The sequence below is a fragment of the Carnobacterium iners genome (assembly GCF_900177385.1).
In the GTDB taxonomy this organism is placed as follows: Bacteria; Bacillota; Bacilli; order Lactobacillales; family Carnobacteriaceae; genus Carnobacterium_A; species Carnobacterium_A iners.
On record NZ_FXBJ01000002.1, the window covers coordinates 610776 to 635213 of the forward strand.

Below are 24438 nucleotides of genomic sequence, written 5' to 3' on the forward strand. Positions count from 1 at the left end.
CCCTTATGTTTCTAATTTAAATTAGAACGGTAAATCATCATCTGAAATATCAATCGGTTGGCTACTCTTCTCGAATGGATCAGAGTTTCCAAAATCAGGATATTGTGAATTTTGATTTTGAGGAGCTGATTTTTGCGAATAATTATTTTGTGTTTGGCTAGCTGAATTTTGTTGATGTGTTTTCGCTGTATTATCTGTATCATCTGAACCCCGACGTTGATCGTTGGCAGACTTAGATTCTAACATTGAAAAATTCTCAACGACTACTTCAGTAACATAAACACGCTGCCCTTGTTGGTTATCGTAAGAACGTGTTTGAATACGCCCTTCTACACCAATCAACGATCCCTTACGAGTAAAGTTGGCTAACGTTTCAGCCGTCTTTCTCCAAGCTACACAGTTAATGAAATCTGCTTCTCTTTCACCTTTTTGGTTTGTAAACTGCCTGTTTACCGCTACAGTAAACGATGCAACAGCTGCACCATTTGAAGTGTATCTCAAATCCGCATCTTTAGTTAATCTTCCAACTAAAACAACATTATTAATCACAATAATAGCTCCTTTCAAAAAAATGTTTCACATGAAACAATCACAAATTTAAGCTTCTACTTTAATAGTCATATGACGTAAAATATCATCATTGATTTTAGATAGACGATCGAATTCATTGATTGCTGCTGCGTCTGTTGCTGATAGTTTTACGATATGGTAAATTCCTTCGTGGAATTTTTTAATTTCGTAAGCTAAACGGCGTTTAGACCAGTCTTTAGATTCAGTGATTTCAGCACCATTATCTTTTAAAATAGTATCGAAACGTTCGATCAAAGCAGCTTTATCAGCTTCTTCAATGTTTGGACGAATAATGTATAAAATTTCGTAGTTTGTTACTTTGCTCATCTTGACTGTCACCTCCTTATGGACTTTGGCTCATTCATTTGAACGAGCAAGGAGAGCATCTATATATAGATTACTCACGTTTAATAAATATATCATATCCTCCAACAAACAGCAATACTTTTTATTGAAACTTATGCTCTATTTTAAAATTAAATAGATTTATGTCCATGCTTTTAAAAAACATTCTATATTGTCTAATGAATTAGCTAATTCGCTTGTCCAAACTAAAAACAGACTTCAACTGAGGTGACGAACCGCTCATTTGAAGTCTATTCGACTTATTTATTCTTTTTAGTCGCTTTCTTCTTCGTTAAACAATGGTTGGTCTACAACAGGCTTTGATTCTGCTGTAAGTATTTGTTCATCCGTTGATGTACCCTCTAAATCAGTCTTTTCTTCTTCAACGTCTACTTCTTCAGCCTCTACTTTTGCCATAGTAGATACGGCACCATTATCCCCCACACGTATTAAGCGTACACCCAACGTTACACGTCCAGTCTGCGAGATGCTAGATGCACTAAAGCGAATGATTACGCCAGCATTAGTAATTAGCATGATGTCTTCTTCACCTTTTACAGTCGTTAAACCAGCCAATTTTCCATTTTTATCGGTAACATTAGCCGTTTTGACTCCCTTACCGCCACGGCCTTTAATAGCATATTCACTTGCACTTGTGCGTTTGCCATATCCTTTTTCGGTAATAATCAACACTTCAGATTCAGGTGTTAATAAGTCCATACCAACAACATAATCCTCTTCACGTAAACGAATGCCACGAACACCACTAGCACTTCTTCCCATATTACGTACTGCATTTTCTTCAAAGCTCACTGCGTAGCCTTGGTGAGTCCCAATGATAATGTTTTGTTTTCCATCTGTGATAGAAACTTTCATTAGTTCATCGTTTTCACGCAATACAATTGCCCTGATTCCATTGCTTCGAATATTTAAGAAGGCTGAAATACTTGTCCGTTTAACGGTTCCTTGACGCGTTGTAAAGAAGAGGTAACGATCATCGTCTTCTTTATTTTTCAAGTTAATAACCGTCTGGATTTTTTCATTGGAATCTATTCCTAATAGATTAATGACAGGAATACCTTTAGCTGTACGGCCGTATTCTGGAATCTCATAACCTTTAGAACGATATACCTTTCCGCTATTCGTAAAGAATAGTAACGTATCATGAGTTGAACAAGAAACCAACGTTTCAATAAAGTCATCGTTGTGAACGCCCATTCCTTGTATGCCACGACCACCACGTCTTTGAGTTTTGAACTCTGAGCTTGCAATACGCTTAACGTATCCATTATGAGTCAACGTGATAACTACTTCTTCTTCTTCGATTAGATCTTCATCTTCAAGGCTTAGTACTTCACCGACCAATAATTCTGTTCGACGAACATCACCAAATCGATCCTGTAATTCCAATAATTCTGTTTCAATAATAGTGTGGACGCGTTCCGGATTATCTAAAATATCCTTTAAATCAGCAATTAACGCAATCAAATCGTTGTATTCAGACTCTATCTTCTCACGTTCTAAGCCCGTTAAACGAACCATCCGCATATCTAAGATTGCTTGAGTTTGTTTATCAGATAAGCCATATGTTTCAATCAACGCGTTTTTAGCAATTTCACCTGTTTTAGATCCACGAATAATGCGGATGATTTCATCTATATGATCTAGCGCAATGCGTAACCCTTCAAGAATATGAGCACGCGCTTCTGCTTTTCGCTTATCGTAAGCTGTTCTTCTACGAATGATGTTTTCTTGGTGTTTTAAATATTCTTCTAAAATTTCTTTTAAGCTTAATACTTTTGGAATACCGTTAACAATAGCTAACATATTGAAGCCAAATGACGTTTGTAGCGAAGATAATTTGTATAAATTATTTAAAACAACACTGGCACTCATATCACGACGAACATCAATAACCACGCGCATGCCATCACGGTCTGATTCGTCCCCTAAATCAGTTATTCCCTCAATTCTCTTATCCCTTGCCAAATCGGCAATACGTTCCACTAAGCGGGCTTTATTGACCATATAAGGCAACTCATGCACGATGATTCTTTCTCTGCCCGTTTTTGTAATCTCAATTTCTACTTTTGCACGAATTGTAATAGATCCACGGCCTGTTTCATAGGCTCTTCTAATACCTGATTTACCCATTACTAATCCACCAGTTGGAAAATCTGGACCAGGTAAAGCTTCCATCAAATCAGCAGTGGTTGCTTCAGGGTCTTTCATCAAGATATGAAGCGCAGAGATAACCTCGGTCAAGTTATGTGGTGGAATATTTGTTGCCATTCCTACAGCAATTCCTGTTCCCCCGTTAACTAAAAGATTAGGAAAGCGAGCAGGTAAAACTTCTGGTTCTCGCTCTGACCCATCATAGTTATCACGATAATCAACTGTATCTTTATTTAAGTCACGCAACATTTCTAAAGCCATACGAGTCATACGAGCTTCGGTATACCGCATTGCTGCAGCCCCATCTCCATCAACTGAGCCAAAGTTCCCATGTCCATCCACTAACGGATAGCGGTAACTAAAATCTTGTGCCATACGAACCATTGATTCATAAATCGCACTGTCACCATGAGGGTGGTACTTACCCATAACGTCTCCAACAATACGAGCTGATTTTTTATGTGCTTTATCAGGCGTGACGCCTAATTCACTCATTCCATACAATATTCTACGATGAACTGGTTTTAAACCATCACGTACATCCGGCAATGCCCGTGCTACAATAACACTCATTGCGTAATCAAGGAATGATGTCCGCATTTCCTGGCTTAAATTTTTATGTTCAATATTTTCTTCAAATTCTTCGGCCATTCTTCATTATCCTCCCTCGATTAAATATCTAAGTTCTGAACGTAGCGAGCGTTGTCTTCGATAAATTTACGACGTGGTTCCACTCTGTCACCCATAAGCATATCCATTACTTGATCTGCTTCAATTGCGTCTTCAACAGTTATCTGAAGCAAACGTCGATTTTCTGGATTCATTGTTGTATCCCATAGTTGTTCAGCATCCATCTCTCCTAGTCCTTTGTAACGTTGAATAGAAGGTTTTGGAGCAAGAGGCCATTCTTTCAATAGATTATCTAATTCCTCTTCAGAATCAAGATAGACCATCTTTTTACCTTGTTTTACTTGATATAAAGGCGGTTGTGCGATATAAACAAATCCTGCCTCGACGACTGGCCGCATATAACGATAAAAAAGTGTTAATAATAATGTACGAATATGTGCCCCATCAACATCGGCATCCGTCATAATAACTAATTTATGATAGCGAGCTTTTGATAAATCAAAATCTCCACCAAAGCCAGTTCCCATAGCGGTAAAGAGCGCGCGTATTTCTTCGTTTCCTAAAATCCGATCTAATGTCGCTTTTTCAACGTTTAGAATTTTACCACGGATAGGCAGAATTGCTTGGAATAAACGAGAACGTCCTTGCTTAGCTGAACCTCCAGCAGAATCTCCCTCAACAATGAATATTTCACTGATTTCTGGATTTTTGCTAGAACAGTCTGCTAATTTACCAGGTAAATTACTAATTTCTAAGCCACTCTTTTTACGTGTCACTTCACGAGCACGTTTTGCTGCTAAGCGAGCTCTAGAAGCTAAAAGCCCTTTTTCAACTATTTTTCGGGCTGTCTGAGGATTTTCCATTAAAAATTTATCAAAATGTGCAGAAAAAAGACGATCGGTAATCGTTCTTGCTTCAGAGTTACCTAATTTTGTTTTTGTTTGTCCTTCAAATTGTGGATCTGGATGTTTAACCGAAACAACAGCCGTTAATCCCTCACGGACGTCTTCACCTGTTAGGTTATCTTCGTTTTCTTTTATTAGTTTATTGCGTTTTGCGTAATCATTAATGACACGTGTTAAAGCCGTTTTAAAACCCGACTCATGTGTTCCACCTTCGTAAGTATGAATATTATTAGCAAATGTTAATAAATTAGAATGATAGCCATCTGTGTATTGCATCGCTACCTCGACTGCAATACCTTGTTGCTCGCCTTCTAGGAAGATTGGCTCTTCGAATAAAATATTTTTATTTTTATTTAAAAATCCAACATAACTCTTAATTCCACCTTGGTAATGGTATTCTTGAATTTGAGGTTTTTCTTCTCTCTTATCCTCAATCGTTATTTTCAATCCTCGATTCAAGAACGCTAATTCGCGAACACGAACAGCTAATCTGTCGTAATCAAACTCAATCGTTTCTTTGAAAATATCCGTATCTGGCAAGAAATAGACTGTTGTACCGTGACGATCGGTATCCCCAATAATTTCAACGTCATTTAAAACGGCTCCTCTAGAGTAACCTTGGAAATAAATTTTTCCATTCTTGTATACTCGCACTTCTAAACTTGATGATAAAGCATTAACAACAGAACCACCTACGCCATGTAAACCACCAGAGACTTTGTAGCCTCCACCACCAAATTTTCCTCCAGCATGAAGAATAGTAAACACTGTTTCAAGAGCTGGACGACCCGTTTTCTTTTGAGTATCAACAGGAATTCCACGCCCATTATCGATTACAGTGATACCATTATTAGCTTCGACAGTAACATTAATTTCATCCGCAAAGCCAGCTAAAGCTTCATCAATTGAGTTATCTACGATTTCCCATACTAAATGATGCAAGCCTTCTCCACTCGTTGATCCAATATACATACCTGGTCGTTTACGTACAGCTTCTAATCCTTCTAATACTTGAATTTGACTTGCATCATAATCTTGGGCAATATCTTTTTTACTTCTAATTTCTTCAGACAAATTCATTCACTCTCCATTTCTACATGACCATTCTCAATACGGAAGACCTTGGGAGCTTCCAACATTTCTTTTTTAACTCCGTCTAAACTAGTTGTTGTTAAAAAAGTTTGAACTTTATTTTGAATCGCCTTTAGCAAATGCGTTTGGCGTTCATCATCTAATTCAGACAGGACATCATCCAGTAATAAAAGTGGATATTCACCCGTCATTTCTTTCATCAAATCAATTTCAGCTAATTTAATACTTAAGGCTGCTGTTCTTTGCTGACCTTGAGAGCCATAAGTTTGCACATGGCGCCCATTAACTTTAAATTTCAAATCATCTCTATGAGGGCCAAAAAGAGTGATCCCTTGATCTAATTCTCGTTTTTGTCCCTCTTTATATGTTTGGAGCAAATCTAAGTAGATTTGTTTTTTATCTTGCGTATTAGATAAAGTAATAGTGCACTGATAATCAATTCCTAAGTGTTCTTTTTGTTTAGAAATTTCATAATGAATCGGAGCAGCCCAATTTCCTAATTTAGCTACAAACAAATAGCGTTCAGCCAAAATAGCTGCACCATGCTCGGACAATTGCTCCGTTAAGACCTCTAAAAAAGTAAGGTCTTTTTTTTTTTGAAAAGCTAGTTGCTTTAAATACTGGTTTCGCTGTTTTAATATCCGCTGATATTGCACTAAATGGTGTAAATAAATAGGGCTCATTTGCCCCATTTCCATGTCTATGAATTTTCTTCTTACAGATGGCGAACCTTTGACTAAAGATAAATCCTCGGGAGCGAAAAGAATGACATTTAAATTACCAATATAGGCGCTTAATTTTTTCTGCTCTAATTGATTAAATTTAGCTTTTTTTCCTTTGGTGGAAATTGAAATAGCTAAAGGGAAATTAGAGTTCTTTTTTTGAATTCTTCCACTTACTCTTGCGTTATCTTGTTCCCAGCGAATTAATTCTTTATCATTTACTGTTCGATGGCTTCTTGCCATAGCCAACACATAGATAGCTTCCATTAAACTCGTTTTACCTTGTGCATTTTCTCCTAAAAAAACATTAATTCCTTGGGAAAAAGTTACTTCTGCACTTTCATAATTACGATAATTTAACAGTTTAATATCTTTTAAAAACATTAGTGCTCATCCTTAATTGTTTTATTAGCTGAATGAACAGATTGAACAAAAAATGTTCCTTCCCCTGGAATTTCTACAACTGTTCCTGGATAAAGTTTTTTGCCTCTTCGATTTTCTAGCTCATTATCTACTAAAATAGTATTTTCAGCTAAGTAGCCTTTTGCCATTCCACCACTACTAATAATATTAGCATGCTTTAAAAATTGACCTAAAGTAATAAATTCGTTGTTAATTGAAATATTTTTTTTCATTAAATCACCTGCTTTCATTAAAATAAGCGTAGAGTGTAAAAACCACGCAAGTCGCACTTATTCATTAATTCTATTATACCTTCTTTTCACGAAGAATACAATCGCTATAAGTATTTAGATAAGGTTCTTTACGTTTTAATGATTAAATACAAAAAGACCTTAAATACTCGAAAGTTGCTTAAAAGTGAAAATAAACCTGTTTTTGAATGATTCAACAAAAAACGACTCTCCTGATAATTCAGAAAAGTCGTTTTTATTTATTAAAATGTACGAACAGGAGTAATCAATTGAATAAAGGTTTGATCATTTTCACTTGGTACTAAAATAAACGGTCTAACAGGTGAAGTAAATTTAATTTTAATTGTTGTCTGCCCAAAGGTTCTTAAGGCATCCTTCATATAATCTGGATTAAATGATAGCTCAATTGGATCACCACTAACAGATATATAATCTAATTCTTCTTGAACATTGCCTATATCTGGTGAATTCCCTGAAATTTCAACTAAGTCTGGATTAATTGTGATTTTAACAACATTATTTTTCCCTTCATGTGAAAGCAAAGATGCTCTTTCAATTGCACCTAATAACGTATTTGCGTTAAATTCGATTTCTGCTACTGATGTTTCAGGTATCAAGCGTTTCGTATCTGGATAATAGCCTTCCAGCAAGCGAGAGTAGAAAAACATATTTTCTGTTTTAAATAAAACCTGATTTTCGGCAATCGTTAATTCAATTGTCTCAGAATTATCATCCAGAGTACGAGACAATTCAATTAAACTTTTACCTGGAATAATAACGTTGTATTTTTTCCCAGCTTGTTCTTCAGTCATTTCTAAAGGAATAATTCTTTGACTTAACCTATGGCTGTCTGTAGCAACAGCTAAAATTTGCCCGTTTTCAATGACCATATTGATTCCTGTTAGGATTGGTCTGCTTTCATGAGTAGAGACAGCAATCACGGTTTGCCCTATTACTTGTTTAAATAAGCCTACTGGTAAATGAAAAGATTCATTTGTGTCAATCACTGGTAAATGAGGATAGTTATTTGCATCTAAGCCATTAATAGTAAATGAAGCACTTGCTGAAGTAATTAATGTCTGAAAATGATCAAGAACTTCTATTTCCATTGTTTCTTCAGGTAATTTTTTTACAATTTCACTAAAGAAACGGGCTTGCAATACGATGCTACCGGTTTTTTCAATGATTAAAGTATTGGATTCATCTGATATTGGAATAAATGTTTCTATAGAGATATCTGAATCACTACCAGTTAACGTAATTCCTTCTTCATTTGCTACAATTTTTATTCCGGTCAAAATGGGAATAGTTGTTCTCGAAGAAATGGCTCTCTGAACGTCAGCCATACTTTTCAAAAATGCGCTTCTTTTTATTGTAAATTTCATTGAATAAACCTCCAAAATATAGTTAATTAATTTAATAAGATCTTTAGTAATAGTAGTAGGGCCTGTGGATACTGTTGGTAAGTAAGTTGAGCCTAAACACAACAAGGTTTTACACATGTGGATAACTTGTGGAAAAAACGAGTACAACTTTAGCAGTTATACACATGTTAATAAATCTGTTTTGTTGATGAACAAGAAAAAAATAGCTAACTATCATTTCTTTCGTTCAAAATAATGTAAGAAAAAAGGATGGTTATTCTTGAAAGTTAGTTTAGTTTATTTTTTATTTCTTCTATATCTTGTTTTAATTGATAATCTTTTGTAATGGCACGATTGATTTTTTCGTAGGCATGAATAACGGTGGTGTGATCTTTTCCACCAAACTCAGCACCGATTTTTGGTAAAGAGTTTGCAGTCAATTCGCGTGAAAGGAACATAGCAATTTGTCTAGGTAAAACAATCGCTTTAACGCGCTTTTTACCTTTTAAATCCGTTAATGAAATTTGATAATACTTAGAGACAACGTTTTGAATATCTAAAATAGACAAGATATTTGGTTTGTTTGAAGGAAGCATACTTTTTAGAGCATCTGCTGCGAGGCTAGTTGTGATATCACGATTTTCGATAGCTGCGAAGGCTTGAACCCGTACTAAAGCTCCTTCTAATTCACGAATATTAGAATCAATTTGTCCAGCAATATAACTTAAGGTATCATCAGGAATCTCTAACCGTTCTGCATTTGCTTTTTTTCTCAAAATCGCAATGCGTGTTTCAAGATCAGGTGGAGTAATGTCTACAGATAAGCCCCAAGCAAAACGTGAAATTAATCGTTCTTGTAATTTAGGAATCTCATTAGGTAGTCGATCACTGGTCAAGACAATCTGTTTACGATCATCATATAAGGCATTAAAGGTATGAAAGAATTCTTCTTGTGTTCCTTCTTTATCTGCAAAGAACTGGATATCATCAACCAATAACAAGTCAACACTGCGGTATTCGTTTCTGAATTTTTCTTGTGTCTTATTTTGGATTGAGTTAATAAAATCATTTGCAAATGTCTCACTACTTACATACTTCACTTTTGCGTCTGGATCGAGCAGCAACATTTGGTGTCCAATAGCATGCATTAAATGTGTTTTTCCTAATCCAACGCCACCATAGAAAAATAAGGGATTATAGATGGTTCCTGGTTCTTCTGCAACGACTAATGCAGCAGCATGAGCCATTTGGTTGCCTTTACCAATAACGAAAGTATCAAATGTATATTTATCGTTTAATTGAATATCTTTTCTAAAGGAATTTTTTTGTATCAAAGTTTGACTTTGTTGCCTTCCATTATGATTGGAATTTTCTTGTTCGTTCTTTATAACAAATAGCGGTGAGATCTCGCGACTAGAGTATTCATAAATATTTTCAACAATACGAGTAGCTAAATTATTTTCCCAATACTCTTTATGTAAAGAGGATGGAACTTCAATAATAATATTATTTTCAGTTATACGAATCGGATTGGCACTTTCAATCCATGTATCGTAACTGACCTTTGATAATGACTCTTTAAATTTTTCCTTTAAAAAATTCCATAGAGATTGTAAATCATCCAAACAGAGAACCTCCTTTATAAATATGTCTGTTTCATTTTAGCACGTTAATAAAAAGTTTTCCACAGATAGTTTAAACCTGTTAAATATTTATACCTAGCCTGTAGATACAGTTATCCACAGGCTAGAAAAAACTGTTAACAACTATATTTTTTCCACCACTTATAAGGCTAAAAGTGGATAAAATATCTTTCTGAAGATTGATTTAATAACGTTTTAAAAGGTTATCCACAGAACTATTAGATTCCAGGCAGCATCATATACACAGGCTGTTCATTTGTGGATAACTATATTGTAACTTAAATTTAATAAAATCACAAAAAAAAGTTATACTGGAACATGTGGATAATAAAAATGGATTGTGGATATCTTTTTACTGATAGAAAATACAAGGTGAGCGACTATAAGATTTTAGTTATAGCTGCTTGTTATAAGTAAAAACAGCTATTATTTACTAGCTGCTTAGATTGCCCATAATGACTAAATAGAGTGTCTTTTTATAAAAAGAATTAAAGAAATTGTAGGTTAAATAAATTAAACTCAATAAATAGTAAAAAAAATTCAGTGGAAATATGAAAAGAAGGTTTCTTATTTTTTTTATTTATGCTATCATGTTGAAGTGAATGATTGAAAATAAGAAGTTCTTAATTTTGATAGGACTATTTTTATTTCGTTGTCATAAAATTAAAACTGTCTTATACTGATAAAAAATTAATGAGAGATAGTTATCGTAGGAGGTGTATTACGAATGAAAAGAACTTACCAACCTAAAAAACGTAAACGTCAAAAATTGCATGGCTTCCGTAAACGTATGAGTACAAAAAATGGACGTAATGTATTGCAAAGTAGACGCCGTAAAGGCAGAAAATCATTGTGTGCATAGATCACTGAACGTTTCAGTGGTCTTTTTTTTCTTTTTTTTTATTAATTTTGAAAAGAGTAGTTTAAGAAAAAGAGATGAGAGGTTATTTGAATGAGAAAAGCCTATCGTGTCAAAAAAGAATCAGATTTCCAAAAAGTTTTTCATAACGGAAAATCGACAGCCAATCGACAGTTTGTTCTATATATATTAGACAAAAAAGAGCAGCCCCATTTTCGCGTAGGATTATCTGTTGGAAAAAAAATTGGAAATGCTGTCGTTAGAAATAGCGTTAAAAGAAAAATACGACAAAGCTTAACAGAATTAAAGCCTAAATTAAAAACGGAGAAAGATTTTATTGTCATCGCCCGCAAACCAGCGGCAGATATGTCAGTAAAAGAAACTAAAAAAAGTTTGATTCACGTTTTGAAATTGGCTAAGATGTTAGATTAGCTTATTTTTTTATATATAGAATGTGGAGGGAAAACGATGAAAAACCGTAAGCGATTACTTCTTTTGCTCGGAACTGTTTTGCTGGCTGTTGTACTAGTCGGCTGCGGAACCGCGCCTATCAATGCGGACAGCACAGGTTTCTGGGATCGATATATTGTATTAAATTTTTCACGTGTGATTATTTGGTTGTCAGATTTATTTAGTGGAAGCTATGGACTAGGAATTATAGTCTTTACTTTATTAATTAGAATCGTTTTATTGCCCTTAATGCATGGACAAACTAAAAGTACGCGTAAAATGAGTGAAATACAGCCTCGATTGAAAGCTTTACAAGCTAAATATTCTTCTAAAGATGCTGAAACACAAGGCAAATTGAAAGAAGAAACGTCTAAACTTTATTCTGAGGCAGGAGTAAATCCAGCTGCTGGTTGTTTGCCTTTAGTCATTCAAATGCCACTTTTAATGGGATTGTATCAAGCTATTAGTCGTACTGAAGAATTGCGTTCGGGTAGTTTCTTGTGGTTGAATTTAGGTAGGCCAGATCCAATTTTTATACTACCAATTGTAGCAGCTGTTTTAACTTATGCCACAACTAAACTATCTACTATGAGCCAAGCAGAATCAAATCCAGCGATGTCATCAATGATGTACATGATGCCGGCTTTAATCTTATTTATGGGTATCACGTTGCCTAGTGCTTTATCTTTGTATTGGGTAGTAGGAAATGCGTTCTCTGTTGGTCAAACGTTGCTTTTAAATAATCCATTTAAAATTATAAAAGAACGTGAAGGGAAACTTCAAATTGAACGTGACCGTCAACGTACGTTAGAAAAAGCGTTAAATCCGAAAAAGAAAAAGAAAAAGAAATAATCTTTACTATCGTTTAACAAAAGATAGAACGGAGGATAAACAGATGGATAAGTACACAGCTCAAGCAGCAACAACAGCAGAAGCCATTCAAAAAGGATTAGAAATTTTAGGTATCAATAAAGAAAATGCTTCTATTGAGATTGTTACTGAAGGAAAGAAAGGTATCTTTGGATTTGGTAAAAAATACGCAATAGTTATAGTAGAAAAACGCTTAGTTGATGAAGAAAAAACGAATGAACAAAAAAAGACATCTACTCAAGGGTATTCTGAAACACTAACGGGAGATACAACAATAAGAGCCCGAAAGTTAGAAGAAGAGACAGATGAGAGTGATATGTCAAAAAATCAAGTTGTTCAAGATGATGATAAAGCTTTACAATTAGTTTCTGATTATTTAGTAGATATTTCTAGTAAAATGGGAATTGAAACGACGGTCACAACTGATGTTAATTTATCTGATCGACAAGTAGTTTTTCATATCCATACTGAGAATGCTGGTTTGATGATCGGCAAACATGGTAGAATTTTAAATGCTTTGCAATCGCTCGCGCAGGTTTTGTTGTATCAACAGGCTAAAACTAAATTTACTGTTATAGTAAATGTTGGTGATTACCGTGAACGACGTGAAGCTAGTTTGAAAAATGTAGCTGAACGCACTGCTGATAAAGTTGTACGTACTAATTTACCTGTTTTTCTAGAACCAATGCCTGCTTTTGAAAGAAAGCAAATTCATTTTTATTTAAGTAAAAATAAACGTGTCACAACACACTCTGAGGGCAATGAACCACATCGTTACTTAGTTGTTGAACCGTTAAAATAAATTTATTATTTGAGTATCTTGAGTAGCATAATAAGCTTAAGATGCTTTTTTTAATTTCTTGAATAAGACTAGTTAAAATGGTCTTTATAAAGTCTTAAAAAATAAACTCTAACAGACCTGTTGGAGTTTATTTGACTACCTATTTTTTTTTACCCATTTCAATAGCAACTTTTCAAAAATCAGTCATTTGCTTTGAAAGGTTGTGATGTAAAGTTGATAAATCTTGTTGAACAAGCAATTTATCGCGTACAATCTATTTTCCCTTAATCATGACATCTTGTACGTTACTAGCATACTAGTACAGAATAAGGATCAAAGGTGGGAAACATATTAGCTGAATTCGTTTCTACTAGAATTAAATCAGCTTTTTTACCTTTTTTTAAAGATCCAATCTTACTAGCCATACCTAATACTTCAGCACCTCCAATAGTAGCCATTCGAACAATGTTACGAGCTGGAAAAACAGAACAATCTTGTAAGAGCGTTTTGTGAAAATTAACAAATAGTTTCATTTAAATGAATAAATCTAACGTATTTCCACAACTAGGTTCATCAACTATCAAGCCAGCTTGTATCATTTTTTGTACTGGTGCAACTCCTTTAGCAGATTTTGTATTGGCACCGATACAATGAGCGATAGCTACATCAGCTTCTTTAAGAATTTTAATATCTTCATCATTAAAAAATATACCATGAGCGGCAATAACTTTTTTATTTAAGATAGCCAAATCAGCTAAATATGCAACAGGTGTTTTATTAAATTCTTTAGCATACTTCCGCATTTCAAAATCCATTTCACTCAAATGAATGGTAAGTGGTACTTCGTATTTACGGGCAATACGTGCTGCTTTTTGTAAAGAGGCATTAGTATTCGTGTAGGGTGCATGAGGAGCGATAGCGGGGTAATAAGATCATGATGCAGCCATTTAGCGATAAACTGTTCAGAATAAGCCAATCCACAAATGGTCCTCCTACATCGCATGCCTTTTCTAAAATACTTTGTCCTAATATAGCGCGTGCATCCATTTCATCAGTTGCATGTGCTAGTTCATCTTCATAATAATACATATCTAAAAAGGTTGTAATACCGGCTAACTGTATTTCAGCAATCGCATATTTCCCGCTATGACAAGCTAATTCTTTTGTCATACAAGCCTGCTCTAAAGGAAATAAGAAACGAGTCAATCGATCAGGTGTATCGTCACCCAATGAACGAAACGGAATCATCCCAATATGGGTATGAGTATTAATCATTCCTGGTAAAACAATTGCTCCTTTGCCATCCATAATTTGGATATCAGATAAAGGAGGAATAGTTGACATTGCTCCTATTTCTAAAATAAGTGTATCTTCGAGAAGGAGATAACCACAGGGGTATTCGCTAAAGGTATCATCCATAGTCAAGATATGAATATTAGTAATGACTGTCTTCATTCAATTGCCTCGATTAAAGGCACATGAGCGTGTGTATACACATCCATCATTCCAAAATCAGTTAGTTTTAACTTTGGTGAAACAGGCAGAGAAAGAGTAGAAAAAGACATAATTTCATTGGTGTTTTTATAGCCTAAATCAACCATAGCTTGTCTGACTTCTTTCAATTGATTTCCTACTTCATAAATAGATTTATCACTTAGAATCCCACCAATGGGTAAGGGACAACTAGCAGATAAACTCCCTTCTTTGCTGATGACATAGCCGCCTTTTAATTTTACTATCTGATGTTGTGCACGAAGCATATCTGCTATAGAAGTCCCCATTGCCATTAGATTATGGTGGTCATGTGCCTATGTTGTTGCAATTGCTCCTTTTTCTTTAAGAGCATTTTCGACTAAGCCATAACCGATATTGCCGTTCTTTCCGTAACACTCCATGACAATAATGAAAGAAAGGCCACTATTTTCCCAAATTTGAACGGTTCGTTGCACATGTTTAGTGAATGTTCCAACTTCTTGAATTTGAATGACATTACAGGTGACAGTATTTTGCTGCGTTTCTACTGAAATCTGTAAATCTTTAGCAGTCAAAGATTTACATTGGAGGCTATCATAAAAGTGGGCGGGAAACTTAGGTTTAGTAGAAGGATAAGCCATTTTATTTTCTCTTTGGTGAACACACTTCCCTTTTTTATATACACTTTCGATAGTTATTTTTTCTAAATCATCTACTAGTATAAAATCAGCTAAGAAGCCTGAAGCAATTGCTCCGCGGTCTTGGAAGCCCATGCGACGAGCTGGCGTATAAGTTGTCATATAGATAGCTTCTTCTACAGGCATGCCGCATTCAATAGCTAGACGTACGTTGGCATCCAAATGCCCCTCTAGTAAATCATCCGCCATAATATCATCAGTAATGAGAGCAACGTGTTCATAAAGACCATAATCTACAATGGTTTTAATATTTTCTGGAGTAATCGATTTTTTTGCAATTCTAAGAAAATACCATTTGTTACTTTTTCTAAAATCGATTCAGGTGTTTGCTGAGTATGATCGGCTGTTAGACCAGCAAACATAAATTTAGCTAGTGTTTCTCCTGAAACATTAGGGACGTGTCCTTCTAAAGGCATGAATGGTTTTGTATCTTGAACTTCTTTTAAAATTTATCTGATTAAAGAGTTGGGTTCGTCGGTAATGCCTTTGAAGTTCATAGCTTCAACCAAAGCAATGACTTTTGGGTGTTTTAAAAGTGACACAACTTCCTTTACTTCAATTAACCCGCCCGTTGTTTCCAATTGAGGTGTGGTAGAAGGAACAGAAGAAGGAATGGCATAAAAGATATCTAAGTCGGTTTTTTCTTGCATGAAGGCTTCCATTCCTGCTTGTCCAAAGACAATAGCAATTTCGTGAGAATCTGCTACAACTGTAGTAATTCCATAAGAGAGAGCAGCTCCTGAGAAAATAGAAGGAGGGATCATAGAACTTTCAATGTGCATATAGCAATCAATAAAGCCTGGAATAAGATATTTTCCATTCGCATGTAGTATTTTTTTTGGTTTAAGATAACGTAGATTTTCCTCACTGATAAAATAAAATTTTTCACCAGACAGAGCTATATTTTTCTTTTCAAAAATTTTTCTAAAGACATTAAACGAAATAAATAAAAAAGACTATCGCTTTTTTTTAAAGTAATTAGTTCTTATATAGATAAAACGCTTGCATTATTTTTTAAAATAGTATATATTCAACTTGTATATACAAGTTAGGTTTAACTTATTTATAAGGAGGAAAAAAAGAATGGCAGATTATAGTCAAGATGTAAAACAATTACTGGAATATATTGGAGGTTCTGCTAATATTTCAGCAGTCAGTCACTGTGCCACTCGGATGCGTTTTGTATTAAACGATCCATCACTTGCAGATAATAAGAAAATAGAAGATATTTCAGCAGTCAAAGGAACGTTTACTCAAGCAGGTCAATACCAAGTTATTATTGGAAATGATGTAGCTACTTTTTATAATGAATTTACAAAGATTTCTGGAAAAGAAGGCGTATCGAAAGATGATGTAAAAATAGCTAGCAAGCAAAATCAAAATCCAATTCAGCGAGCTATGTCTGTATTAGCAGAAATATTCACTCCCATTATTCCCGCAATTATTGTTGGTGGATTAATTTTAGGATTTAGAAATATTTTAGGAGAAATCCAGATGGAGTCATTAGGTCAACTTATGATCGATGGAATGGCTCAATTTACTGATGCAGGAGCTCCGATTTATAATCGAATTGTTGATGTTAGTCAATTTTGGAATGGTGTAAATGGTTTCTTATGGTTAATTGGTGAAGCGATTTTTCACTTCTTACCAGTAGGAATCACTTGGAGTATTGCTAAAAAAATGGGAACCACTCAAATTTTAGGAATCGTTTTAGGTATCACATTGGTTTCACCACAATTATTGAATGCTTACGGTGTAGCCGGAACTGCAGCAGCAGATGTTCCTTTTTGGGATTTTGGTTTTTTCCAAATTGATATGATTGGGTACCAAGCTCAAGTTCTTCCAGCGATGCTTGCAGGATTCTTATTAGCTTATTTAGAGTTAGGATTAAGAAAAATTGTACCACAAGCGATATCAATGATATTTGTTCCATTCTTTGCTTTAGTACCAACAGTGTTGATTGCTCATACGGTTTTAGGACCGATTGGTTGGGTTATTGGAGGTTGGGTTTCAAGTTTAGTTTACGCTGGTTTAGGCAGTTCAGTAAACTGGTTATTCGGTGCGTTATTTGGATTCTTGTACTCACCGCTAGTTATTACAGGGTTGCACCATATGACAAATGCTATTGATTTACAGTTGGTTGCTGACTTTGGTGGGACAAATCTATGGCCAATGATTGCTTTATCAAATATTGCACAAGGTTCAGCTGTATTAGCGATTATTTTCTTACATCGTGGTGATAAAAAAGAAGAGCAAATTTCTATTCCAGCAGCTATTTCTTGTTATCTAGGTGTAACAGAACCAGCGATGTTCGGAATTAACATTAAATATATCTATCCTTTCGTAGCAGCAATGATTGGTTCTGGTATTGCTGGAATGATTTCAACAATATTTAACGTCACAGCTAATTCAATTGGAGTAGGTGGATTACCAGGGCTTCTTTCTATTCAAAATGAATACTGGTTTATCTTCATTATTTGTATGGGCATCGCAATCGTGGTACCTTTTGTCTTGACGATTGTTTTCCGTAAGTACAATATTTTTAATAAATCAGATCAAACAGAACAAGCAATTGTTACTGAACCAGAATTAGGTAAATAAGTAAAAGAAAGTAGGAATAAAAGTGACTGCGTTTCATGAAAAAGTCGTATATCAAATCTACCCCAAATCTTTTAAAGACTCAAATGGTGATGGGATTGGTGATTTAAAAGGAATTATTGAAAAGATTCCTTATTTAGCCAGTTTGGGAGTGGATATGCTTTGGATTAATCCATTCTTTTCTTCCCCTCAAAAAGATAATGGCTATGATATTTCTCATTATACTGAGATTGATCCTTTATTTGGAACGATGGAAGACTTCGAAGTGCTCGTAGAAGAAGCAAAAAAAAATCAGATGGAAATCATGTTAGATATGGTTTTGAATCACACATCTATTGATCATGAGTGGTTTCAAAAAGCACTAGCAGGAGAAAAAAAGTATCAAGATTATTATTTGTTACGTGAACCGAAATCAGACGGAAACCACCCGACTAACTGGGTATCTAAATTTGGTGGCCCAGCTTGGGAACCGTTTGGTGATACAAGAAAGGAATACCTCCATTTATATGATGTCTCGCAAGCAGATTTAAACTGGCGTAATCCTGATGTTAGAGAAGAAATGTTTAAAGTTGTAAATTTTTGGCTAGATAAAGGTGTAACTGGTTTTCGATTTGACGTCATTAATGTTATTGGAAAAGATGAAGAATTAATTGATGCCCGAGATGGTGTAGGGAAATCGTTGTATACGGATCGGCCAATAGCACATGAGTATATCCATGAGTTAAATAAAAAAACATTTGGAAGAAAAGAAGCGATTATGACGGTTGGGGAGATGTCTTCTACTACTATTGAAAATGGAGCAGCCTATTCAAATCCTGAAAATGAAGAGTTATCTATGCTATTTAGCTTTCATCATTTAAAAGTAGATTATTTAGACAGTGAAAAATGGAGTCTGATGCCTTTTGACTTTATGGAGCTCAAACGTTTATTAAATGATTGGCAAACAGGTATGACAGAAAAAAGTGGTTGGAATGCATTGTTTTGGAATAACCATGATCAGCCTCGTGCCATTAGTCGTTTTGGGGATCCTGAGAATTACTTTTATGAGTCAGCAACTGTACAAGCTCAAACGATTCATTTATTAAGAGGAACGCCCTATATTTATCAAGGTGAAGAAATAGGTATGACAAATCCTGGTTTTTCAGAGCTAGCTGATTATGTCGATATAGAAACACACAATGCTTATGCCGAATTGATTGATAAAGGCTTATCATCAAAAGTGACAATGGCTATTATCAAAGAAAAATCTAGAGACAACAGTCGTACTCCTATGCAGTGGTCTGATGAAGATAATGCTGGTTTTACCACAGGCCACCCCTGGTTAAAGGTAGCAGATAATTACCGTCAAATTAATGTAGAAAAAGAAGAAGCGACAGGAAATATTTTATCGTATTATAAAAAATTAATTCAGTTACGTAAAGAAATGAAAGTTATTTCAGAAGGAAATTATCGAGGCATCTTGTTGGAGCATACAAGTGTTTATGCTTACGTGAGAGAATACGAAGGGCAACAATTACTGGTTTTAAATCATTTTTATGGTCAACCTGTTGATGTTGAGATTCCTGAAGAATTCTTAAATGGACAAATGAGTTATCTAATCGGAAATGGAAAAAAACGTGAGTTAACTTCTCAATTTATAATGGAGCCATACGAAACAGTAGCATTTTATTTTAACGATAAAAGCAATAAGTAAAAAACAATAAAAGACACCTTTTAGTATGAGGTGTCTTTTATTGTTTTTATTTAGGCTCGTTTGGATTTTTACGACGGGCAAAATCTACGAAACGAAACCGGTCTAAACGATGCCTTGATTCTGTATATTGAAACAAAGTCGTATCTTCCAAATAAACATCGCTACGGACAACGACTACGTGTGTATCATCGTATAAATTCATTAAACGTTGGTCTTCAGAAGTAGCTAGTTCAACGATTATTTCTTTTTGTGCGTAACTGATTACTAAACCTAACTCATTTTCAATATAACTATACAAAGAATCTTGGGCTGCTTTGTTTGGCATATCAGAAATAACAGAGGTTAAAAGATAATCTTTGTCTAAAATAACGACTTCGCCATCGACTTTGCGCTGTCTTTCTATATAAATGACTTGAGTGCTCTCTGGTAGCCTCAGACGCTCAGCTAAAGAACTTGGTAAGTTCATTTTAATATTTGAAGAGACAATCGTTTGGCTATTTATATGTTGAGCAGTTTGCAATTCTTTATAACTAGTTAAACCAGAGATTGGAAAATCAAAACGCTTTATATCTAAAACAATAGAACCTTTACCTTGCTGTTTCTGGATATACCCATTTTCTAACAGTAAAGATAGTGCTTTTCGAATGGTTTCACGAGAAACTTCGTGTTTTTTTGATAGTTCGTTCTCACTAGGTAAAAGATCTCCAGGTAAATAAATTTGATTAATAATAGCGGCTTGAATTTCTAAAGATATCTCGTTAAATTTGTTCACAGTAAAAGACCTCTCATTCCTTATGTTCCTTATCTAGTTTAGCATATTTAGTAGTAAAATGAGCTAAAACGAACGAATTTTTTAGAATATTAGTTAGGGCATGTTTGAAAACTATTTTGCTAAGAAAAAATAGCAGCGCTATAAACAAAGGCTAAGTACGACGTTGCGAGTTTATCGTAACGAGTCATAATAGGGCGGAAATTTTTTAACTTATTAAAAAAACACTCCATCAGATGACGCTCTTTATACAATCACCAATCAACAGCCCAAGATTTTTTCGTCTTTTTCTTTGGTGGAATGGTGTAGGTCGTATCGTGATCACCAACATAAGTCCGAATAGCCAATGAGCCGCAAGCACAATCACCAATGATATTACTGCCTTTTATCGTAACAGGATCAAGCACTTCAATCGCGATAACACTATCATGGAGATTGCCACCAGATAGTTGGAAATACAACGGATTCCCTAAGCCATCAACGACAACATGGATTTTTGTCGTGTGCCCACCATTGCTTTTACCAATAAGTTGCGAAATCGCAGAAATTAGCTCCTTTTTTTTGCACTAGCATTCTATTGATGCGCTGTTAAAACGGTTAAACCGATACTTAAATTTTCGTAATCGGCCTCACTATTCAAAGCTATAAAAAGAGAGTCTAGTAAATTCGTATCACGCCATAAGTAAAATCGACCGTAAACGATTTTCCGTGATCCGCAACGTTCTTTAGGGAGGTCGCGCCATGCGGCGCCACTTCTAGCGATTCATAAAATAGCATTGAACATGATGCGAATGTTTTTTGGCGGTCTACCAGTGCGATACGGTGGAAAGAGATTTTTCATTTGATTCCATTGCTCATCAGTTAATTTATACCATTCGATACTCATGATGTTCACTCCTGTTTTTCTTTTATTATACTAGAAATTAGGTTAGTAGTCAGTTTTCAAACACGTTCTAGTCTAAAAAAATCTCCCGAGATATAAAAGCACAAGCTTTTATATCTCAGAAGATTTTTTTTTAGATAGTGTCTGACAGAATGACTAACGATTCATAAATAAGATAATTATTATTTAGAAACTTGGACATTCAATGTTTGTCTACCGAAGTTAATTGCTCGATTAAGGTCAGTCATATGAATATCAATACGATTTCCTTGAATGGCACTACCTGTATCTCCAGCAATAAATGTTCCATATCCCGGAATAGTAACAGTAGAACCTAGCGGAATGAAGTTTGGATCGACGGCGATAACATTAGGATTAACATTCAAGTTAATCCCTGTTGCAGTTGTATCGCTTAACTCGGGTTGATTAGTTGAATATGCCGTTGCTTGAACAGCAATGGTTTGTCCTGTCGTTTGTTGAGTAGGCTTTTCTATAGGAGCTTCTTGTTTTGGAGTTTCTACTTCAACGACATCTTTTTCTGGAGTTACATTGTAACTAACTTTTTTGTCTTCTTTTTCAATGGTAACAGTTGAATGATCTGCAGATAAAGAAATCGTATTTCCCGTATAAATGATGTTAGCATTGTTAATATCGTTAACATTGATTAAAGAATCAAGAGAAGTCTCCGTTGCAGATGCAACGGAAGAAAGAGTGTCTCCCCATTGGATAGTGTATTCAGAACTACCATCTTCATTGTTTTTAATACTTTCTTTGATTTCAGAAACGGAACGTGCTTCCCATGTTGAAGCATTGTATTCTGCTGCTGATGCTTCTATTGGATTTGAAACAGCTATAACACCAGTCAGTGCTAGAGTTGTACTAGCGATAAATAATTTTGATTTTAAGTTAAACATATTGATTTAATCTCCTTTTTTTGTTTTCTTTAGTAGTAGTGAATCATTTTTGACTACATGTAGTAAGAGGAAGTGACTGTAGTTTTAAGAATGATTTATCTAATAATCATTTGTCTCTATTACTTAAACGAAGGGGTTATCCCTTCAACATTTGCTATCCTACCATGAATAAACATAAAATAAAGAAAAAAGCTCAATCGTTATATTTTCTTATCCTGTTTGTATTATTTAGCTAGAAGTTTACAAAAAAAAGAAAAAATTCAGTTTTTTTGTAAGAAAGAGCTTTCTTTGTAATTTTTTAGACATAGGTTTGATTTATTTGTAAAATAAAAAGTCTTTTATGATAAAAAACGACAGATTTTGATATCTTAACCACTAAAAAATTCAAATATGTAGTTAATAAAATCAGTTAAATAGATGAAAATCATAGTTATTTAGTATAAACAACGAAACGATTGTAATACAAGATAACTAGACAATAAGGAGTAAAGAATGGTTAAAATAAGTAGCTATTTCTTGAAATAGCTACTTAATAAACGGATTTATTAGACTACATATCCCGAATGCACAGAATTTATCAGACTAAATATAAACGAACGTATAATCAGACTAAATATAAACGAACGTATAGATAGTAGAAAGATAAAAAAACGTTCGAAAAAAACCTAATGAATAGTTAGCTTAGAAATTGGAAAAGACGATAATCACTATTTTTTGTAGCTAAGTTATTGACAAATAGTTAGAGAACTTGTATAGTCTAAACGGAACAGTGATTACCTAAAAATATAACTAAATATAAATTTATCTGAATGATAAAAGTAGTCAAAGTGCTTTATCCATTCCATTTGATTTCAACAAATGGGTGGAGTGGGCGCTTTTTTCGTGCAAAAAATTAAAAAGGAGTGAAGGAGTTTGTCATTAGAATTTGAAACAATAGCAGCTATTTCAACACCACCAGGAGAAGGTGCGATAGGGATTGTTCGTCTAAGTGGAGAAGAGGCACTAACCATTGCTGACCGTGTTTATAAGTCCGGTACAAAAAAATTAATAGAACAAAAAAGTCATACACTTCATTATGGGCATATTGAAAACCCAAAGACAGGTAAAATAGTTGATGAAGTAATGATTTCAGTAATGCGAGCTCCTAAAACCTTTACACGTGAAGACGTCGTTGAAATAAACTGTCATGGTGGGATTACATCAGTTAATCAGGTGTTACAAGTTGTTCTTCAATTTGGTGCGCGTTTAGCTGAGCCAGGAGAGTTTACTAAAAGAGCTTTCTTAAATGGACGGATTGATTTATCACAAGCAGAAGCGGTGATGGATTTAATAAGAGCTAAGACAGATAGAGCGATGCATGTTGCTTTACAACAACTTGATGGCAACTTATCAACGTTAATTAGAAACCTGCGCTCCGATATTCTAGACACCCTTGCCCAAGTAGAAGTTAATATCGATTATCCTGAATACGATGATGTAGAAACACTGACGTCTAAACTATTAGTTGAAAAAGCGAAGATGGTAAAGATTCAAATCCAACACTTACTGCAAACGGCCAGTCAAGGAAAAATCTTAAGAGAAGGTTTAGCTACAGCAATTATTGGTCGACCTAATGTAGGGAAATCTAGTTTATTGAATTTCTTATTACAAGAAGAAAAAGCGATAGTAACCGAAATTGCTGGAACGACTCGTGATGTTATTGAAGAATATGTAAATGTAAGAGGAGTTCCTTTAAAATTAGTAGATACTGCAGGAATACGTGAAACAGAAGATATCGTAGAACGAATTGGCGTGGAAAAAAGTCGCCAAGCGTTGGCAAATGCAGATTTAGTGTTACTAGTATTTAACCAAAATGAAAAATTGACTGAAGAAGATAATTTATTAATAAAAGCAACCGATCAAAATCATCGGATTGTTATTTTAAATAAAATGGATCTACCTAATCAATTAAATTTAACAAAACTAGAATCGTTAGTCGATCCTGATTCGATTGTCAAAACGTCTATTTTAACTAAATCGGGGATAGATATACTTGAAGAAAAAATCGCTAACTTATTTTTTGCAGGTGAAACTGGTGAAAAAGATGCAACTTATGTTTCTAATGTAAGGCATATTGCTTTATTAAATGATGCAGAATCTGCTTTAGACGATGTTATTACTGGAATTGAATCAGGAATGCCCGTTGATCTTGTTCAAATAGATATGACTCGTTCTTGGGAGTTGCTTGGAGAGATTACAGGAGACAGTGTTCAAGACGAATTATTAACGCAATTATTTAGTCAATTTTGCTTAGGTAAATAATAAAATGAAACATTTGTGTTTGATGTGGAACGCGAATAGGAGAGGAATGA

The 24438-nt window shown here is 34.7% G+C and carries 17 protein-coding genes and 3 pseudogenes; 7 read left to right on the forward strand and 13 right to left on the reverse strand.

What is annotated here, in order from left to right; all coding sequences use genetic code 11:
* Positions 1-21 precede the first annotated feature (21 nt).
* From ssb to dnaA, 8 genes are all read right to left on the reverse strand, one after another.
* Complete coding sequence (gene ssb, locus B9Y54_RS03170; protein WP_085558932.1) at positions 22-549, reverse strand: single-stranded DNA-binding protein; 528 nt, start codon at positions 547-549, stop codon at positions 22-24.
* A gap of 48 nt (positions 550-597) precedes the next feature.
* The gene (rpsF, locus tag B9Y54_RS03175; RefSeq protein ID WP_085558933.1) at positions 598-897 is read right to left on the reverse strand and encodes a 30S ribosomal protein S6; all 300 of its coding nucleotides are present in this window, start codon (positions 895-897) and stop codon (positions 598-600) included.
* Between the two features lie 291 nt (positions 898-1188).
* Positions 1189-3741: a DNA gyrase subunit A gene (gene gyrA, locus B9Y54_RS03180; RefSeq protein WP_085558934.1), complete on the reverse strand. Its 2553-nt coding sequence runs from the start codon at positions 3739-3741 to the stop codon at positions 1189-1191.
* A gap of 20 nt (positions 3742-3761) precedes the next feature.
* Positions 3762-5705, reverse strand: coding sequence for a DNA topoisomerase (ATP-hydrolyzing) subunit B (gene gyrB / locus B9Y54_RS03185; RefSeq protein WP_420836102.1), 1944 nt, complete (start codon positions 5703-5705; stop codon positions 3762-3764).
* Positions 5702-6823 carry a DNA replication/repair protein RecF gene (recF, locus tag B9Y54_RS03190; RefSeq protein WP_085558935.1) on the reverse strand — a complete coding sequence of 374 codons (1122 nt, stop codon included), beginning with the start codon at positions 6821-6823 and terminating at the stop codon, positions 5702-5704. The genes gyrB and recF overlap by 4 nt, the downstream gene beginning before the upstream one ends.
* The gene (gene yaaA / locus B9Y54_RS03195) at positions 6823-7074 is read right to left on the reverse strand and encodes a S4 domain-containing protein YaaA (protein WP_085560494.1); all 252 of its coding nucleotides are present in this window, start codon (positions 7072-7074) and stop codon (positions 6823-6825) included. The genes recF and yaaA overlap by 1 nt, the downstream gene beginning before the upstream one ends.
* Before the next feature lie 260 nt (positions 7075-7334).
* Positions 7335-8477 (reverse strand): DNA polymerase III subunit beta, encoded by a 1143-nt coding sequence (dnaN, locus tag B9Y54_RS03200; protein WP_085558936.1) that lies wholly within the window; start codon positions 8475-8477, stop codon positions 7335-7337.
* A 266-nt stretch (positions 8478-8743) separates the two neighbouring features.
* On the reverse strand, positions 8744-10081 hold the full coding sequence (gene dnaA, locus B9Y54_RS03205) for a chromosomal replication initiator protein DnaA (RefSeq protein WP_085558937.1): 1338 nt from the start codon (positions 10079-10081) through the stop codon (positions 8744-8746).
* Positions 10082-10826: 745 nt separating this feature from the next.
* Here dnaA and rpmH point away from each other — a divergent pair.
* From rpmH to jag, 4 genes are all read left to right on the forward strand, one after another.
* A complete protein-coding gene (gene rpmH / locus B9Y54_RS03210) occupies positions 10827-10961 on the forward strand; it encodes a 50S ribosomal protein L34 (RefSeq protein ID WP_085558938.1) in 135 nt (44 codons plus the stop codon).
* Between the two features lie 90 nt (positions 10962-11051).
* Positions 11052-11390 (forward strand): ribonuclease P protein component, encoded by a 339-nt coding sequence (gene rnpA, locus B9Y54_RS03215; protein ID WP_085558939.1) that lies wholly within the window; start codon positions 11052-11054, stop codon positions 11388-11390.
* A 36-nt stretch (positions 11391-11426) separates the two neighbouring features.
* Positions 11427-12260 (forward strand): membrane protein insertase YidC, encoded by an 834-nt coding sequence (yidC, locus tag B9Y54_RS03220; RefSeq protein ID WP_085558940.1) that lies wholly within the window; start codon positions 11427-11429, stop codon positions 12258-12260.
* A gap of 43 nt (positions 12261-12303) precedes the next feature.
* Positions 12304-13080, forward strand: a complete 777-nt coding sequence (jag, locus tag B9Y54_RS03225) for an RNA-binding cell elongation regulator Jag/EloR (RefSeq protein WP_085558941.1) — start codon at positions 12304-12306, stop codon at positions 13078-13080.
* 172 nt (positions 13081-13252) lie between these two features.
* Here the strand turns inward: jag and B9Y54_RS13125 are convergent.
* Both B9Y54_RS13125 and B9Y54_RS03235 read right to left on the reverse strand, forming a co-directional pair.
* Positions 13253-14514 (reverse strand): annotated as a pseudogene (locus B9Y54_RS13125) (amidohydrolase).
* Positions 14511-16174, reverse strand: a pseudogene (locus tag B9Y54_RS03235) (adenine deaminase C-terminal domain-containing protein). Before B9Y54_RS03235 ends, B9Y54_RS13125 begins: the two co-directional pseudogenes overlap by 4 nt.
* Positions 16175-16313: 139 nt before the next feature.
* Here B9Y54_RS03235 and treP point away from each other — a divergent pair.
* Together treP and treC are read left to right on the forward strand one after the other, a co-directional pair.
* Positions 16314-17831, forward strand: coding sequence for a PTS system trehalose-specific EIIBC component (gene treP, locus B9Y54_RS03240; RefSeq protein WP_085558942.1), 1518 nt, complete (start codon positions 16314-16316; stop codon positions 17829-17831).
* 22 nt (positions 17832-17853) lie between these two features.
* Complete coding sequence (treC, locus tag B9Y54_RS03245; RefSeq protein WP_085558943.1) at positions 17854-19521, forward strand: alpha,alpha-phosphotrehalase; 1668 nt, start codon at positions 17854-17856, stop codon at positions 19519-19521.
* 46 nt (positions 19522-19567) lie between these two features.
* On the opposite strand, the gene treR is transcribed toward treC, so the two are convergent.
* The 3 genes and pseudogenes from treR to B9Y54_RS03260 form a co-directional block, all read right to left on the reverse strand.
* A complete protein-coding gene (gene treR / locus B9Y54_RS03250; RefSeq protein WP_085558944.1) occupies positions 19568-20293 on the reverse strand; it encodes a trehalose operon repressor in 726 nt (241 codons plus the stop codon).
* Between the two features lie 119 nt (positions 20294-20412).
* Positions 20413-21176 (reverse strand): annotated as a pseudogene (locus tag B9Y54_RS03255) (IS5 family transposase).
* 179 nt (positions 21177-21355) lie between these two features.
* Positions 21356-22087 (reverse strand): 3D domain-containing protein, encoded by a 732-nt coding sequence (locus tag B9Y54_RS03260; protein ID WP_085558945.1) that lies wholly within the window; start codon positions 22085-22087, stop codon positions 21356-21358.
* A gap of 912 nt (positions 22088-22999) precedes the next feature.
* On the opposite strand from B9Y54_RS03260, the gene mnmE reads away from it, so the two are divergent.
* Entirely contained in the window at positions 23000-24388 is a 1389-nt protein-coding gene (gene mnmE, locus B9Y54_RS03265; protein WP_085558946.1) for a tRNA uridine-5-carboxymethylaminomethyl(34) synthesis GTPase MnmE, read from the forward strand.
* Positions 24389-24438 lie beyond the last annotated feature (50 nt).

Excerpts from the sequence above, each read along its gene's own strand:
- gyrB (WP_420836102.1), bottom strand. The coding sequence starts at position 5,705 with ATGAATTTGTCTGAAGAAATTAGAAGTAAAAAAGATATTGCCCAAGAT.
- rpmH (WP_085558938.1), top strand. The coding sequence starts at position 10,827 with ATGAAAAGAACTTACCAACCTAAAAAACGTAAACGTCAAAAATTGCAT.
- yaaA (WP_085560494.1), bottom strand. The coding sequence starts at position 7,074 with ATGAAAAAAAATATTTCAATTAACAACGAATTTATTACTTTAGGTCAA.
- recF (WP_085558935.1), bottom strand. The coding sequence starts at position 6,823 with ATGTTTTTAAAAGATATTAAACTGTTAAATTATCGTAATTATGAAAGT.
- gyrA (WP_085558934.1), bottom strand. The coding sequence starts at position 3,741 with ATGGCCGAAGAATTTGAAGAAAATATTGAACATAAAAATTTAAGCCAG.
- dnaN (WP_085558936.1), bottom strand. The coding sequence starts at position 8,477 with ATGAAATTTACAATAAAAAGAAGCGCATTTTTGAAAAGTATGGCTGAC.
- B9Y54_RS03260 (WP_085558945.1), bottom strand. The coding sequence starts at position 22,087 with ATGTTTAACTTAAAATCAAAATTATTTATCGCTAGTACAACTCTAGCA.
- treP (WP_085558942.1), top strand. The coding sequence starts at position 16,314 with ATGGCAGATTATAGTCAAGATGTAAAACAATTACTGGAATATATTGGA.
- rnpA (WP_085558939.1), top strand. The coding sequence starts at position 11,052 with ATGAGAAAAGCCTATCGTGTCAAAAAAGAATCAGATTTCCAAAAAGTT.
- rpsF (WP_085558933.1), bottom strand. The coding sequence starts at position 897 with ATGAGCAAAGTAACAAACTACGAAATTTTATACATTATTCGTCCAAAC.
- jag (WP_085558941.1), top strand. The coding sequence starts at position 12,304 with ATGGATAAGTACACAGCTCAAGCAGCAACAACAGCAGAAGCCATTCAA.
- yidC (WP_085558940.1), top strand. The coding sequence starts at position 11,427 with ATGAAAAACCGTAAGCGATTACTTCTTTTGCTCGGAACTGTTTTGCTG.